The 15,018-nt window shown below is 37.2% G+C and carries 19 protein-coding genes; all 19 read left to right on the top strand.

All coding sequences use genetic code 11. From position 1 onward, the window contains the following. Positions 1 to 128: 128 nt before the first annotated feature. The gene (locus tag M3650_RS30265) at positions 129 to 833 is read left to right on the top strand and encodes an N-acetylmannosamine-6-phosphate 2-epimerase (RefSeq protein ID WP_251580010.1); all 705 of its coding nucleotides are present in this window, start codon (positions 129 to 131) and stop codon (positions 831 to 833) included. Between the two features lie 153 nt (positions 834 to 986). Next, positions 987 to 2,138, top strand: coding sequence for an IS200/IS605 family element RNA-guided endonuclease TnpB (gene tnpB, locus M3650_RS30260; RefSeq protein ID WP_251580008.1), 1,152 nt, complete (start codon positions 987 to 989; stop codon positions 2,136 to 2,138). A 107-nt stretch (positions 2,139 to 2,245) separates the two neighbouring features. Then, positions 2,246 to 3,187: an ROK family protein gene (locus M3650_RS30255; RefSeq protein ID WP_251580006.1), complete on the top strand. Its 942-nt coding sequence runs from the start codon at positions 2,246 to 2,248 to the stop codon at positions 3,185 to 3,187. Positions 3,188 to 3,614: 427 nt separating this feature from the next. Next, positions 3,615 to 4,475, top strand: a complete 861-nt coding sequence (locus M3650_RS30250; protein WP_251580004.1) for a MurR/RpiR family transcriptional regulator — start codon at positions 3,615 to 3,617, stop codon at positions 4,473 to 4,475. Positions 4,476 to 5,244: 769 nt separating this feature from the next. Next, positions 5,245 to 5,550, top strand: coding sequence for a DUF5713 family protein (locus M3650_RS30245; protein WP_311295172.1), 306 nt, complete (start codon positions 5,245 to 5,247; stop codon positions 5,548 to 5,550). 212 nt (positions 5,551 to 5,762) lie between these two features. Next, complete coding sequence (locus M3650_RS30240; RefSeq protein WP_251580002.1) at positions 5,763 to 6,338, top strand: SMI1/KNR4 family protein; 576 nt, start codon at positions 5,763 to 5,765, stop codon at positions 6,336 to 6,338. A gap of 217 nt (positions 6,339 to 6,555) precedes the next feature. Continuing rightward, entirely contained in the window at positions 6,556 to 6,948 is a 393-nt protein-coding gene (locus tag M3650_RS30235) for a DUF4240 domain-containing protein (RefSeq protein ID WP_251580000.1), read from the top strand. Between the two features lie 69 nt (positions 6,949 to 7,017). Continuing rightward, positions 7,018 to 7,431: a restriction endonuclease subunit S domain-containing protein gene (locus tag M3650_RS30230; RefSeq protein ID WP_251579999.1), complete on the top strand. Its 414-nt coding sequence runs from the start codon at positions 7,018 to 7,020 to the stop codon at positions 7,429 to 7,431. A 200-nt stretch (positions 7,432 to 7,631) separates the two neighbouring features. Further along, positions 7,632 to 8,153, top strand: a complete 522-nt coding sequence (locus M3650_RS30225) for a hypothetical protein (protein ID WP_251579998.1) — start codon at positions 7,632 to 7,634, stop codon at positions 8,151 to 8,153. Positions 8,154 to 8,188: 35 nt separating this feature from the next. Continuing rightward, positions 8,189 to 8,572: a hypothetical protein gene (locus tag M3650_RS30220; RefSeq protein WP_251579997.1), complete on the top strand. Its 384-nt coding sequence runs from the start codon at positions 8,189 to 8,191 to the stop codon at positions 8,570 to 8,572. A gap of 206 nt (positions 8,573 to 8,778) precedes the next feature. Continuing rightward, the gene (locus M3650_RS30215) at positions 8,779 to 9,240 is read left to right on the top strand and encodes a hypothetical protein (RefSeq protein WP_251579996.1); all 462 of its coding nucleotides are present in this window, start codon (positions 8,779 to 8,781) and stop codon (positions 9,238 to 9,240) included. A gap of 103 nt (positions 9,241 to 9,343) precedes the next feature. Continuing rightward, on the top strand, positions 9,344 to 9,808 hold the full coding sequence (locus M3650_RS30210) for a hypothetical protein (RefSeq protein WP_251579995.1): 465 nt from the start codon (positions 9,344 to 9,346) through the stop codon (positions 9,806 to 9,808). Positions 9,809 to 9,879: 71 nt separating this feature from the next. Next, positions 9,880 to 10,527, top strand: coding sequence for a DUF1963 domain-containing protein (locus M3650_RS30205; RefSeq protein WP_251579994.1), 648 nt, complete (start codon positions 9,880 to 9,882; stop codon positions 10,525 to 10,527). Positions 10,528 to 10,676: 149 nt separating this feature from the next. After that, on the top strand, positions 10,677 to 11,153 hold the full coding sequence (locus M3650_RS30200) for a hypothetical protein (protein ID WP_251579993.1): 477 nt from the start codon (positions 10,677 to 10,679) through the stop codon (positions 11,151 to 11,153). A 92-nt stretch (positions 11,154 to 11,245) separates the two neighbouring features. Further along, on the top strand, positions 11,246 to 11,851 hold the full coding sequence (locus tag M3650_RS30195) for a hypothetical protein (protein WP_251579992.1): 606 nt from the start codon (positions 11,246 to 11,248) through the stop codon (positions 11,849 to 11,851). 195 nt (positions 11,852 to 12,046) lie between these two features. Continuing rightward, complete coding sequence (locus M3650_RS30190; protein ID WP_251579991.1) at positions 12,047 to 12,358, top strand: hypothetical protein; 312 nt, start codon at positions 12,047 to 12,049, stop codon at positions 12,356 to 12,358. 149 nt (positions 12,359 to 12,507) lie between these two features. Next, entirely contained in the window at positions 12,508 to 13,596 is a 1,089-nt protein-coding gene (locus M3650_RS30185; protein WP_251579990.1) for a serine hydrolase domain-containing protein, read from the top strand. Positions 13,597 to 13,791: 195 nt separating this feature from the next. Further along, entirely contained in the window at positions 13,792 to 14,358 is a 567-nt protein-coding gene (locus M3650_RS30180; RefSeq protein ID WP_251579989.1) for a hypothetical protein, read from the top strand. A gap of 96 nt (positions 14,359 to 14,454) precedes the next feature. Then, positions 14,455 to 14,988: an SMI1/KNR4 family protein gene (locus M3650_RS30175; RefSeq protein ID WP_251579988.1), complete on the top strand. Its 534-nt coding sequence runs from the start codon at positions 14,455 to 14,457 to the stop codon at positions 14,986 to 14,988. Positions 14,989 to 15,018: the final 30 nt, after the last annotated feature.

The following is a 15,018-nucleotide window of genomic DNA, read 5'->3' as shown; positions in this document are numbered from 1 at the left end:
TAGAATAACTCAGCAGACAGCCACTCTATTGATAATAAGGGGTGGCTGTTTACTGATTCTAAGGAAATGAAAGAGTACGTATTATGAGTTACATATTACTCAATGAACAGTTTACGGAGGTGTGCACTATGATAGATTCAATTATTCAAACTTTAAAAGGCGGACTTATTGTTTCCTGTCAAGCTCTTGAGGAAGAACCATTCTACGGAAGTGAGTATATGGCCCGCTTTGCTCTAGCGGCTGAAATGGGCAAGGCAGTAGGGATCAGGGCGAATACGCCCCAAGATATTAGAGCGATTAAAAAGGTGACGAATTTGCCGGTTATCGGCTTATGGAAGAAGGAGTATACCGGTTCTGACGTTTACATAACTCCTACCTTAACAGAGGTTGAAGATATAATCGCTGCTGGAGCCGATATTGTCGCTACGGATGCTACATTACGCAATAGGCCGGGCAATGTTTGTCTTGCGGATTTGGTTAAAGAAATAAGGGAGAAGCACCAAGTATTATTAATGGCAGATGTATCTTCTGTAGCAGAAGGAGTAGAGGCGGAGAGATTGGGTTTTGACCTTATTTCTACTACGCTATCTGGTTATACAGCCTACAGCCCGCAGAGTGAGGAACCAGATATTCAATTAGTTGCTGATTTAAGTCAAATGGTTAGCATTCCCGTATTAGCTGAGGGGAGAATTCATAGTCCTGAACAGACTGTTGCGTGTCTTCGGGCCGGAGCTTACGCCGTTGTAATTGGCGGAGCCATTACCAGGCCGCAATTGATTACTAAGAAATATACGGATGCTATACTTCAATATCATAACGTTCCTGAAATGTAGTCTTTATTATTTCCGACAGAAGACTCCCACTTCATGGAATGTCAAGGGCATAGACCAATGAGTAAGTGGGGGATGAATGTCGGTTGGTGATAGCCAAAATTTGTGTCATTGTGATAAAATGGAAACAAGTGTTCTTGTGGCGAGGTGAATTCAATGTTAGTTAATAAGGCATATAAATTACGCATCTACCCAAATAAAGAACAAGAAATGTTGCTGGTTAAAACATTCGGTTGTTCTCGCTTTGTATTCAATCACTTTTTGGCACAATGGAATGAAGCTTACAAAGAGACCGGTATAGGTCTGACTTATAACGCTTGTTCTTCTCAATTACCACAACTAAAGAAAGAGTTAGTTTGGTTAAAAGAAGTCGACAGCATTGCGATTCAATCCTCACTCAAAAACCTTGCTGATTCGTTTGTTCGATTCTTCAAAAAACAGAATAAAGCACCACGATTCAAATCTAAAACGAATAGCGTACAATCTTATACAACAAAGCAAACCAACGGAAATATTGCTATTGTTGACAACAAAATCAAATTGCCTAAACTAGGTCTTGTTCATTTTGCAAAAAGTCGTGAAGTAGAAGGTCGTATTCTGAATGCGACCGTTAGACGAAATCCAAGTGGCAAATACTTTGTGTCTATCTTGGTTGAAACAGAAGTACACGAGTTACCTAAAGCGGGTTCTGTTGTTGGTGTTGATATGGGGTTGAAGAATTTTGCGATTCTTTCTAACGGAACAGAATACGAAAACCCTAAATGGTTTCGGAAGCTTGAGGAAAAATTAGTGAAAGCACAACGCATTCTTTCAAGACGACGAGAAATAGCATTAACACGAAAATGTACATTAAATGAAGTGAAGAACTATCAAAAACAAAAACGTAAATTAGCACGCCTCCATGAGAACATCACAAACGCAAGAACCGATTACTTGCATAAAATCTCAACTGATATTGTCAAAAACCACGACATCATTGGTATTGAAGATTTGCAAGTATCGAATATGTTGAAAAACCACAAATTAGCGAAAGCAATTAGTGAGGTATCTTGGTCACAATTTAGAACGATGCTTGAATATAAAGCAAAATGGTATGGCAAGCAAGTCGTTGCTGTGTCAAAAACATTCGCAAGTTCTCAACTTTGTTCGTGTTGTGGTGAACAATATAAAGACGTTAAGCATCTAAATCTTCGTAAATGGGAATGCCCCTCCTGTGGCACGTATCATGATCGAGATATTAACGCAGGACAAAATCTTAAAAATGAAGCAATAAGACTTCTAACCGTAGGAACTGCGGGGATAGCCTAATCCAAACTTTCGGTTACGAAGGTGTTCTTAGGAATCTCCCACTTCTAAGCATAGCGAAAGTGGGAGTAGTTCAATTGCAGCAGCCTTTAAACGAGGAGGTTCTATGGATGGGACATACTGGGGAAGTAGCTATAGGTCTGGATATCGGTGGAACAAACATGAAGTCGGGGATTGTAAATGCGGAGGGAGTGGTCATTCACCATTTGAATTGTCCGACGAAGGCAAATGAAGGCGGGGAAGCACTGTTAAATCGAATTGCCGAAATTACGAAGGAATTAGAAAGGTATTCAAGCAGTCAAGGATGGAAGGTAAAAGGTGTCGGCATAGGGACTGCTGGTCAAGTGAATAGTCGGACAGGCGTTGTAATGGGGGCCACAGCTAATTTGCCGGGATGGGCCGGAATGGAGCTTGGAAATCGGCTGCATTCCATGACAGGTTTGTCTGTATTGATCGATAACGATGCGAATGCCATGGCATTCGGCGAAGCGTGGGTAGGGTCTGGCAGACAATGGAACGATTTCATCTGTGTTACCTTAGGAACGGGAGTAGGCGGTTGCCTGATCATGAATCATAGGCCGTATCAAGGACGGGATGGGTTTGCGGGAGAAATAGGCCATCATGTTATTGAGTACAATGGTTATCCATGCAATTGCGGAAGAACAGGCTGTTGGGAACAGTATGCTTCTGTTACAGGATTGATGAGAATGGTAGAAGAAGCTGGGGCAGAGCTAGAGGGGATTAGTACCGCGGAAAGTATATTCGCATCTGCGCAGGAAGGACACGAAGCGTCTATTCACGTGCTGAGAAGATATACTCAGTATATTGCTGCTGGTCTGGCTAATATGGTTCATACATGTAATCCAGAGGGGATTGTCATTGGAGGGGCCATTACTCGGCAAGGCGATTTTTTACTTAATCCGGTTCGTGAAAGTCTGTCGCGCCAGCTGCTTCCTGTTTTTAGAGAGAGGGTTCGGGAAATTGAGGTAGTCTCGGCTTCTTTAGGAGATAATGGAGGTGTAGTAGGGGCTGTAGCGGGTTATTTTATTTAAAATAAAATTCACAGTATAATGTAATTTGTTATAGCATACTAGTTTGCCTTTTAAAATGCGTGTTCAAAAAGGTCGGTTTTCAGCACCGAGGCTTATGCTTCCGATGTGCGTTTTTTCAAAACGCTTGAATTGGATGAAGATAGGGACTGAGGAGCGGAGCTACACGTTTTCGTAGAAAACGACTTCGTAAGCATCTGCCTGTAGTGGGTACGTGAGCACCTAAAATGTTTCCGGAGGAAACATACCTCGTAAGCATCTGCTTAGGCCCGGCTGAATTCAAGATTCGATGCCGAATCAGCTTCCCGATTTACTTCGTGATCAAAAGCGGACTTTTTGAACAACCTCTTAAAGGAATTTGTGTATATCCTAAATAGTAGGTTAGTCTACAGTATCATTATTTGTTAGGCAGCCTGAAAGGAGAATGGATTTGTCTAACGAGCAGGGAATGGGAAAGACGTTGTTATCCATAAGAAGTCATTTTAATGGATTAACCAAAACAGAACAAAAAGTTGCAAATTTTATTCTGGAAAACGCTCAGGATATCATTTATCATTCGGTGACCGAGCTTGCAGAGAGAGCGGACGTCGGTGAGACGACGGTGATTCGCCTCTGCCGGAAACTGAAATTCCAGGGCTTTCAGGATTTTAAATTATCTCTGGCACAAGATATGGTTAAGCCTTCCGATCGCTTGTACAATGAAGTTACTGAAGAGGATGATGCAGCGACTTTAAACCGTAAGGTTATATCTATGCATATTGAGACGTTGGAACAAACTTCGGAACTTATTAGTTCAGATCAGTTGGAGAAGACCATTGATCTATTGACTGCAGCTCATCATATTCACTTTTTTGGAGTAGGATCTTCAGGATTGACGGCGTTACAGGCCGCGCATAGCTTCACCAGGATTGGCAAGCAAAGCTTCGCTAAGACAGATACGCACTTTCAGGCTATGACAGCTGCATTAATGCATCCAGGGGATGTAGCTGTTGGGATATCCATTTCGGGAAGCACCAAAGATACGCTCGAGAACTTAAGCCTAGCCAAGAAAGCGGGCGCCAAAATAGTCGTTATGACCAGTAATGCGCGTTCGCCTATAACCAAACTGGCAGATATCGAACTGTTAATGGTTGCTAGAGAAAATCCATTACAAGGCAGCTCACTTGCTGCAAAGATATCCCAGCTAGCTGTTATTGATATTTTGAATGTCGGGGTTTCTTTAAAAATAAAGGATGAAGCTATGAAATACCGCGAGATAACGGCAAAATCAATCTCTGAGAAACTGTATTAATGATTACATCATTAATTTCAATTATAATTAGTCGATAAAATGAGAAAGCTTTCCATCGTATGGAGAGCTTTTTGTCTTTCTATAGCCAGATACTCACAAAAAAGGGGTGCTGATATGCTTAAAAGATTTGTTTGGAAGAAAAACGATATTCATTCCATACAATTAAAAGAAAATGTATACATCATTGCTCAATTATTAGACAATCCATACGTTGCATTTTTTAATATAACGAGTGAACGTAATCATTTTAATGAGAAGCCGCTTGACTTAAATACGTTTAAACCTTTTGGGGTGTGTATGGTGTTAAAGGGGTTTTTCAAACAGTGTTCCGTAGGGAAACTAAAATGTACAACCTAATTTGAATATCCCTATACCAGAGATTTTTATTAGTAGTGACAGGGGACAGTGGGGAAATCGGTCTGAATTTAGTGATGATGAACTCATATACAATTTGGTGAAAATCGATCCCGCAGTCGGTGATAAGGGTCTTATGGGGAATGAAATTATCCAATACAATATTGATAGAAATGACCCGAACATGTTAAACAACTACGAAATTGTTGGGTATAACACTGGTTACGAATTTGTACGTCTCTTAATTCTATCGATTGAGAATGGACGATGGATCGATCCATTAAAAGAGCAGCGATTGCTTGGTATCGATAACTACCCGTTAAATACAGTTGAAGAGATGTGGCAAGCCGGGGTTCCGAAATATGGAGTAGAGGATAAAGACGGGAATCGACAAAATGAGAACGAAGCAGCCCAAATCAATTATCTAATTGAGATGTATAATGACCCTTTCTACCCAGAATTTTTAGTTGATAAAGTAAAGGAATGCATTTTGCGCGTTGTTCAGTTTATAGAAAAAGGGAATCATGATGTAAATAAGATTCAAAGTAAACTTGATGAAATGACAATAGCCATTAATGATTTGGCAGATGAGTTTGAGCAAAATAATAGTGAAATAGAGACTGTTGCAAGGGAATCAATTGCTGCTACAGTAAAATCGGTTTTACAATATTTCAAGATCGATATTGATATGGAAGATGCCCTCAGAGAAAGAGAATGGTAGTAGATAATTGCACACAAAGACAAAAAGGGGGTTATCCAGAAAGTCATTGAAAACTGACTTCTGGACAACCCCTTTTGTCGTTATAAAACATGGCCAACTCCCTTTCTGGTAGGATTTAACTCGATTAATGTCGAAGTATGGTGAGAAGCAGCGCTGCAGTACAATGAACCCGGCCAAGAGATCGAGAGAATCTTATCATTAAAGGAGTAAGTATGAAAATAAATATAGAACCCATTTTACCAATTAGACAAATAGGGGAAGACAATTGGATTGAAAACCTGACATGCTTTCTTGAGGATCATGATGTAGAAGTGATTTCATTAGAAACTGAAAATTTTCAAAAGACAGAGAAATATCTAGATTGGATAATTCCCTCACAAACGAAAGATTATTTCTTACATTTCGGTGGTATAGAAAGCTCTGATTTCATGTACAACCTTAAGAAAATGGATAAGTGGGAAGCATTGACAAATTCTATATGGGAATTTGTATCATTGCATTTTCAACAAGAGGAAACAGATAAATATATTGTTTTTTCCGAAAGTCCTAGCAATGATCCTATTTGCTTTAAAAGGGACACTGGGGAAATCTATTTATTTTCTCATGATCCGATTAAAAGGGCTAAAGTATATAAAGATTTCAATGACTATTTATTAAATGAGATAATTGAAATCCAAAAATTGTACGCAGAAGTTAGTTTTGATAGTTCTAAGGAAGAAATAGAGTATAAAGAAAATTTGTTGGATGGCGTGGGTATTGATTTTGATTTCCGCTATTTAAAACTTTGAGCACGACAAAGAATACAAACCATAGGGTTGCCAATAATAACAACATTTCGATTTGAGTATGTTAATGAAGGTATATTCATATATTCAAAACAAATGAAACGAAATCAGGTGGATGTCGAACAGTTAAGGTGGAAGATCAAAAAATCCAAAATCAAGTAGAATATTTCCACAGAAATAGTCTCACGCCTTCAACTAAAATCACAAGCGAGGTGGCTTTATGAATCAATCTGATATAATTTTACCAAACGAAATTAGTGACATTGTAAGCGATTGGTTTTGGGATATTATTATAAACGCAAATCTGAATGCGGATACATTAAGAGAAATATTGAGAGAAATGGATCAAGAACATATCGTGAAGTTCCAGGAACAATTTTTAGATGCGGCAAGTGTATTACAAGATGAACCATTTTTAGATTACATAGAAGAGTCAGAGGATGGGATTGAAGATGTAAGTTACTTGGTAGTAAGTAAGGGGAAGATATACTATGCAGAGATACTTAATAATCCTGAGAAAATCCCATCTACAGCTGAAGATTGTGTAATTTTATTCGGCATCGCAGATGAAGTATGTATAGAAAAGTTCGGTGAATCAACCGGGGGATATTAACATTATAGAACGTCTTTGTAAGTTAGTGAGTGCCATAAGTCTGTGTTATATATGCTGGAGGTAAGTGTCGTGGAAAATAGTAATAGGTTTCATGATTTTGTTCATTACTTGGATGATGAAGATGTGTATTCTGCTTTAGAAAAATATTGGATTGATATGTTTTTTATGTTGTTGCATAAAGAGAATGTAGATGGAATCGATTGGATATGCCCTTATTATAACACCACCTTCAGTAATGGGAAAAAAATGATGGATGGAAATCCTATATTTTCGGCGAAATCAACAAAAAAGAATAAAATAATTAGAATTATCCAAGAAAGCTCTGAGAATGCGGATTTATTATCTTATTGGATGAATAGTACTATGGACAATAGGAGCAAGAATGAATTGGTGATAGTTTGTACATTAAATAATAATAACTTGGAAAAGATAAAAGAAATAATCATTAGTTGGATTAAAGGAAATTTGAAAGATACAAAATAAAAAGTCTGAGAGAAATTTCGAGATGAGAAAATATACTTTTAATGAAGGTGTAATTGAAATAGATCCAAGGTATTTAGAAGAAGGACTCCATGTTGCAGAAGAAGAGCAGTTTGAATCGATTCGTATTAGGGGCTCATAAAAGAGACACGATAAACAATCTCCTGAAGTCATAATGATCCATGTAGAGAGAAGTGAATGTCATGATAAAGAAAAGAAATTTTGATGAAATAATGGATAGGTTAGAACATAGAAATCGAATTCCAAAGATCAGTGAGTTTACAAGGAAGGATTGTTTATTTTTATATGAGAAACTTGCCGATAATAGCATCGAGGCAGATCATGTTTTTTTATCTTATGAAAAAGCAAAAAAATATAATAAAGAGTATCACGCAGATTTTAGTGAACTTAAAGAAAGCCATTGGATATTCGCCGAAACTGGCAGAGGCGATTTTTGGATAATCGATCTTGATGATATTCAATCACCCCCAACAGTATTCTTTTATGATCATGATCATGGAGATTTTAGTCCTGAAAACATGCAGAATATTTCAATACATATATTAGAGTGGTTTGAGTTAGCAGATTTAATTTCTCAACTTCATAACAAGGATTTTTATGATGAAGATTTTAGACTTACGGAGCATTGGAGACAAAAAGCCATTGAAGAAATTGAAAAGATTAAAAAAGGGCTATCAAAAAAATCCCCTTTTCAATTATTCTGAATAGCTCGATTTCGAAAAGAGGAGGAATCAGGAAGTTGAAGTTCTATCGCTATGTGTTAAGTATCCCACCTTTGGATTGGGAGTGTTGCTTTCTTAGCATTGAGGAGTATAAGCAGAGCTTTGCGAATAAATATAATCAGAATATAGCGTATTACATGCAAGTTATTGGGGATTGTCAACAGCATCTTGGTGATATCGACACCCTCGCTGCTATTACTTATAAAGATCTATGTGCAAGCGTTCATTCTGCAGAGCTGCGTTGTCCAGCTATGATTTTCTCTATACCGAGTGGCGATCAGCGAGGTTCAGCTTTGTTTTGTATCATGTATAAGCTTGAAGACGACGGGGATACGTTTATTTACTCGCCTGTTCCACTTGTTCATCTAGAGCAAGATCAAGCAGGTGAAGTGGAGCTTTAATGGTATAAATTCAAAGGTGGCTTGGATGCTACTCAACTGTCACGAGGGTCATCAATAATACGATATGGGATATGTCTCAAATAAAAAAGCTTGCCTTTGGGCAGGCTTTTGACGTTTTAAACACAGTTCATTTTATTGGTAGGATTTAACTCGATTTATGCCGAAGTATGGTGAGATGATGAACAGGACGAAGGAGGCGCTTATAGTTGGAAGAAGTGTTGGCGACGTTGCCGGAAAAAGGGAAGAAGAGAGAAGACGCTATTGCGCGATTGAGTCATGTGGAGGCGCTTCTATATCTTGTAGAACATGAGAAGGGGAAATGCAAAAAAGCGGCGTTAAAAGCACTTGCTCATCAAGAGTGTGGGGAAGCGACTGCGATCTGGGAAAAATATATGAAACACAAAAATTTAGGCGAGGACATCCTGATGCCGGCTATTTCGGATACGGTTTCGGAAGTGGTGGGCAAGCATTGCGAGAAATATTTTCACGAGCTGTTTCAACAGCCGCCAGATTTCCTGACCGATGAGGATGAGTTTGAACGATTCACTGCCGTTGTTTCCGTTATGCTTGGCAAAGGAAGCCCGTCCATGCTCGGCGTCTACCGTCTCATTGCGGCGAATCGGCCGTTGGTTGCAAGGCTTAAACATATTGAAACTATCGGCCAATAAGGACTATGTGCACATTAACGATACGCTCAGAATATGGAACCTGCAGCCACAGGAAACCCTATGTGTTTTCCCGATTGTGCTCGCTGCTTCGATAATACGGAGCATGAATGAACGGTTGATTTTGTTGGCTGAGGAGCTGTATATGCAATACGGTAATGAGTGGCTGATTCCTTATTTTTCCGCAAAGCTTCTTACCAACCGCGCAGATAACGTGTATGATGAATTCTCCACTTTTTTGCGGGCATTAAATCGGTATATCCATAACGGTTTGGGACTGATCTATTATGACGATAAGAATGGCAGTCACACAATGGCGGCATTTTGGGGACGTTACAGCTACGGAAGTTACGATAACAGAACCTATTTCAAGCGTGAATTGGCAGAAAATCTGGATGCCAGGTGGTTGGAACGTTTGATGGAACATCCGCACCTGGACGATAAGGTCAAATTTCAATTTTACAATCGATGTCCTGTTATCTACGAATCGTTCAAACAGATGTTGATTGATGTACTACCTGAGACGATTGAAGATGCTCGGATGAGAAGTTATTTAGGATTATCAAAATAGTGATAACAATATTAAATTGTAGATTCCCTTAGAGAAAGAGATTGGTAGTAAATAAGGATGGTGCTGTAAAGATGTCAGTTGAAATTACTTTTAGAGATGTTGAAAATGAATCCAATGTACCTCGACTTGGCGGATATAGCTTCTTGCCTGAAAATATGGATTGGCCATTAAACCCAGATGGAGATAATTTAACACTCGTACTAAGCTTGCCAACGGATTTTCTTAATAAAACGCTAGATGTAAACTTACCCAAAGAACATGTACTATCTGTGTTTACAACGTACAAAAAAGAGGATTATTTTTTAGATGTAATCACTTTTCATGGAGATGAGGAAGAGTTACAAAACATTAAAAAAGGATATACAAGAGTTTTATTACACGAAGCAGGTAATATTCGAAATGAATCAGAGTTCTTGATACCAGCACAAGAGTTCATTTTAGGGGATGAATTGAATTTAGATTTAGAAGAAGAAGTAGATGGAGAAGATTTGGATGATATAGAGATTTACTGCGGTTCGTTGATTGGCCATACACCCTCTCTGTTACAAATAGAACACTTGGGTCTGGATGCTTATCAATTTTGTCTACAAATTTATGGTGGTGATTTTCCTGAAGGATTTCAAGATATATTCAGCCTTAGTGACTCGATCGGTTATTTGTTTATAAATAAAAATGTGGATCAGAATGATGCAGGTGTATTTTTTACACAATGTACTTAGAAGAATGACTTTTAATATAATCCTAGGCTAATTAATATGCTTCCGTAATATGCTTCCGAAACATATATGAGGAGGACGTCATAAGTTCTTTCTTTACATATGTTTTTTTGTTAGAAAAGGGAGTCATGCAAAAGTGAAATATCCTTGAGGTGAGTAAAGTAGAATTTGAAATCATAATCAACCCAAATTTTAAGATTGGAATACGTAATCCAGAAGATACAACGATATCGGAAGCACTAGATAATAGGCTTGTTAATAATCAACACTTTACAATGAAATGGCATGATACGTCATTAAGAATCAATTATGGAACACAAATAGCCGATGGCATAAGTGATGTTGTTAAGATGTTAGAGGCAATCAAAAAAAGAGAAGAGCGGTTTGTCGTAACTTTTCCAAGTCAAGCATTTTTCGAAACATGGATATGTAAAATTGGAAAATCTAATATTAACGTTAAATGGGATAGTCGTGATGATTATCAGAGTATGACGATGAAAACCGATTTATTTATAAAAGAATGGCTCAAGCTATTGCAGCAACTACGACAGGTCTTAATAGAAGCTGGATATAATGGTACCAATCTAGTGGATTTTGATTTGCTTGAAAACCTTGAAAGATTTTATTAGTCAATTTTTTTAGAAAAGTTGGAGGATCTATGGTGTAGGCGGACGTCTATATAGATCAGCTGCACGGGAGCCAATTGGGAGATGCTTATAGTATGAGGGGAAAAACAGATATTTTGAGTACAATAATTTACTACTATAGAGATGAAGAGAGAATGAGAAATCTTTGGTCAAACAAAAAAGAGTTTTCAAAGATTCTCTCTCTAGTAATGGAAGTTGAGCATGATACCTCTTCAACAACGATGTTACAAAGTTGTGCAGAGTATTTTATAAACTTTACTAGTGTTTTTCTAATAAAACAAAGTTCTGATGTTTTACATATATTCTCTGAGATAAATGACATAAAAAAACGTGTTTCGTTTATGAAAAAATTTTTCGCAAATGATCTTGTATCTGATAATATTATTTTCAATTTTTTAAACGATGTGGAAGTGATAAAAAAAGTAGGCTCTTACAGGGAGTGGATAGAACTGCCTATTATGATAAGGGCGCGAAAAATTATTACTACATCGAATGATAGTGAAATATCTGTAGACGAAATTATTCCATTAGATTTGGATTTAGATAATAGTCTTCAAGAGTATTTATTATCTTGGGCTTTTGAAGAAAAAAAATTAACTAAGGAAGGGGAAGATTATTTTAGAAAGAACTTTGGAAAAAAGTATAAACAAATATGTTCTGTCATGGAACAAAATTATTGAGAAAAAAGGTTAGAATACAGTGACGATAATAATTGGGGGGATGTTGATTTAAACGAAGTTCCTATTTTATTTAGTACGTCCGTAACAAGACAGTTTATTAAACATAGTAACATTTATAAACAAAGCATTAAGCCCCTTACAAATTACAAGCTCCCTACGTATAAAATAGAATCTTTAGGTATGGGAAGTAGACATGTGACGGTATGGAAAGGAACAACAAATGAGCGGAAAGTATTGATATTGGGTCAAGGTGGAGGCAGGTTAATAGAAGAGGACATGTCTACAGGTAGTTATAAAACGAAAATAATTATGCCTTCAATTCCTGTTACAGATAGCGAGACCATAGATAAATATGAATTAACCAATGTCCGGGTTTATCCAGAATTCAATGAACGATTATATCTTTGTTATAAGTTTGGGAAAAACGTAGATCCTTTAAAAGATCTGATTTTCGATAGACCAATTCCTTTAGAATATAAAGACTATATTGATATTATTTCGTCATAAAAACAATCTTGATAAGAGGTTCAATAATGGATACAGAAAACGGTGGAATATGTAAAAGGTCAGAATTTTGGTTTCGTTTAGCGGTTAACGTTAATTGTAATAGAACACGTGTTTAATTAGCTATAAAGAATAGACTGAGAGGTATACATATGAAAAAATTCCTAAAGATTTTCTCTATTACTATTCTTGTTATTGTAATCGTGTCTATAGTAGCTTTGCTAGTATTTGGTCGTAACAACCATAGTAATTTATCCGGAAGCGTTTCTGATAAAATCGATCAATATTTGACAAATGAAAAATTTCAGGGAACCGTCCTAATTGCAAAGGAGGGGGAAGTTTTATTTACAAAAGGTTATGGATTGGCAGCCACTGATTTACCGAATAGCCCAAGCACGCTCTATCAGATTGCTTCATTATCTAAAACATTCACTGCAGTAGCAGTCATGCAACTAGTAGAAAAGGAACTTATAAACGTAGATAATCCAATTTCGAAATACTTCCCAGACTTTCCGAATGGAGAGTCTATTACAATAAGTCATCTACTAAGTCATAGCTCGGGAATTCCGGATTATCTAAAGCCGAATTTCAAATTTGACTACAGCAAAGAATGGAATCCAAATGATATTGTAAAAACCGTTAGCGGTTCTGAATTAGAGTTTACCCCAGGTAAAAGCTTTGGTTATAGTAATACTGGTTATGTGATGTTAGGACTTATTGTTGAAAAAGTCAGCGGACAGTCATATGCAAATTATATTGAAGAGCATATTTTTAAGCCAAGCAACATGTTGAATTCTATGTTTACGGTTTCGGCTGGTACACCAAAAGCGGAAGGACATGTAAAGGGGGAAGTCGGACCCGTAATGCATAATTCTGCAGCGTTTGCAGCCGGGGATATCATTTCTACAGTTGAAGATTTAGATCGGTTTGACAGAGCCCTGCGTAATAATGTATTGCTAAGCAAAGAATCATCAGAACTGATGGGTATGACCCATGCTAAAAAGTTTCCGTCTCAATATGGATATGGATGGTATACGCAAGATGTCATGGGGAGAAAAGCAGTTGGGCATCCAGGAGGATATCCAAGTGGTTTCTGTCATTATGTTACACGGCTAATGGACGAGGAATTAACAGTGATCGTTCTTAGCAACGAGATGACGGTGAATTCAAAAAGAATCAACCGTAATCTTACATCCATCGTTCTTCAGCAGCCGATTTGGATATGGGAGGAGAAACTTTAATTATAAAGCCTTTTCTCAAGCTTGATAAAAGATTTCCTATTACATAATATTTAAAGAGTAGCATTAATCCTTATAACTTGGATTATCATGTTACTCTTTCTTTTTAAATTGCTAGGTTATAACCTGTCGGCTCTTGCGAGAAAGATGAAACTGCTCCAAGTTGCTTATAGATATATTTAAGTAGAGGAGTTTATCATGGAAATAAGAAAAAGGCTTAGCAGTCAGCTAGAAGGACATAGTATATATGAAATAGTTTATCGTTTTATTCTGGAGCCTACTACATATGAAGACAGTGTATATGACGAACCCTATGACATACTAAAAAGATATTGCAATAACATGTCTGGTGATGAGGAGTATGATACGATTTTATCCTATTACATAGAAATTTTTAATGATCAAGAAGTTGAATTGAAGTTGTATTTTTCAGAAAGAAAACGATACTTGCATGCGATTGAATTCTATGAAGACTCTCCGAAATTATTTGATTTCCAAGAATGTCTAGAGTCCAAGGATATTCTCGTATATGTATGTAAATCTGAGGATTTCGATTGGGAGTATGGAGTAATTCTCCTTAATAAAACAAAGGCGTTAGAATTTAGAGTAAATAAATCGTTAGGGAAATATGAAATCTTTCAAATAGAAGCTCCTCATGTTGGTGAAGATAAGGTGGAACGTACATCGAATAGGATGAGAGGGATTCAAACAGGATATAAAGAAATCAGCTTTCAGGATTTGCAAACATCTTGCTTTTGGAAGTAATGTAGATGGTTAAACAAGTACACCCCGAAACTATAAGTTCAAGTAATCCACATATAGGCGGCGCTAATAACTATTAAAAAGGGATGTGGGACTTAAATGAACAACCATTCTAAAGGGAATCATATTCAATTAATGAATCATGATATTTGTTTTGAGGATTCATGGAAGGCAATATCAGTGTCCCAAATAAATGAAGTTGTATCTGATGAGTTTCCAGGGGAAAAAGATTTTATCGCGTTTTACCTTGCTAATAATGGAGGGGTTTTTACTAAAGGGGCATATATTTATCCTGATCATTTTTATGAAATATCAAATAAGGATTATTTATCGATAGAGATTGGGAGTTTCTTCCATATTCCGTTAATCGAGGATAAGGATGATTCTTATTACACAATGTCTATGGAAAGAGCAAAAGATAGAAGGGCAGATTATTCTGAGGATTTTGAGAATTTCATTCTATTTCATATCCCTTTTGCCGACAATCATGCGGATAATGATTTTTGGATTGATATTCAAACCGGGGAGATTAAATATGTGGATTACGAAGAAAGTTACGACCCTGATGATGCAATAGTTGTAGCACCTTCATTCTTGGAATTTTGCAAGCACATTCAAGCAAATCGTAGGTAGCATAACTCCAATTGCAGATTCTTTGTCGGA

It is taken from the genome of Paenibacillus sp. MER TA 81-3 (assembly GCF_023713585.1).
Taxonomy (GTDB): Bacteria; Bacillota; Bacilli; order Paenibacillales; family Paenibacillaceae; genus Paenibacillus_B; species Paenibacillus_B profundus.
The sequence above is the reverse complement of the archived record's forward strand: the minus strand, read 5'-3'. Positions and strand labels throughout refer to the sequence as shown.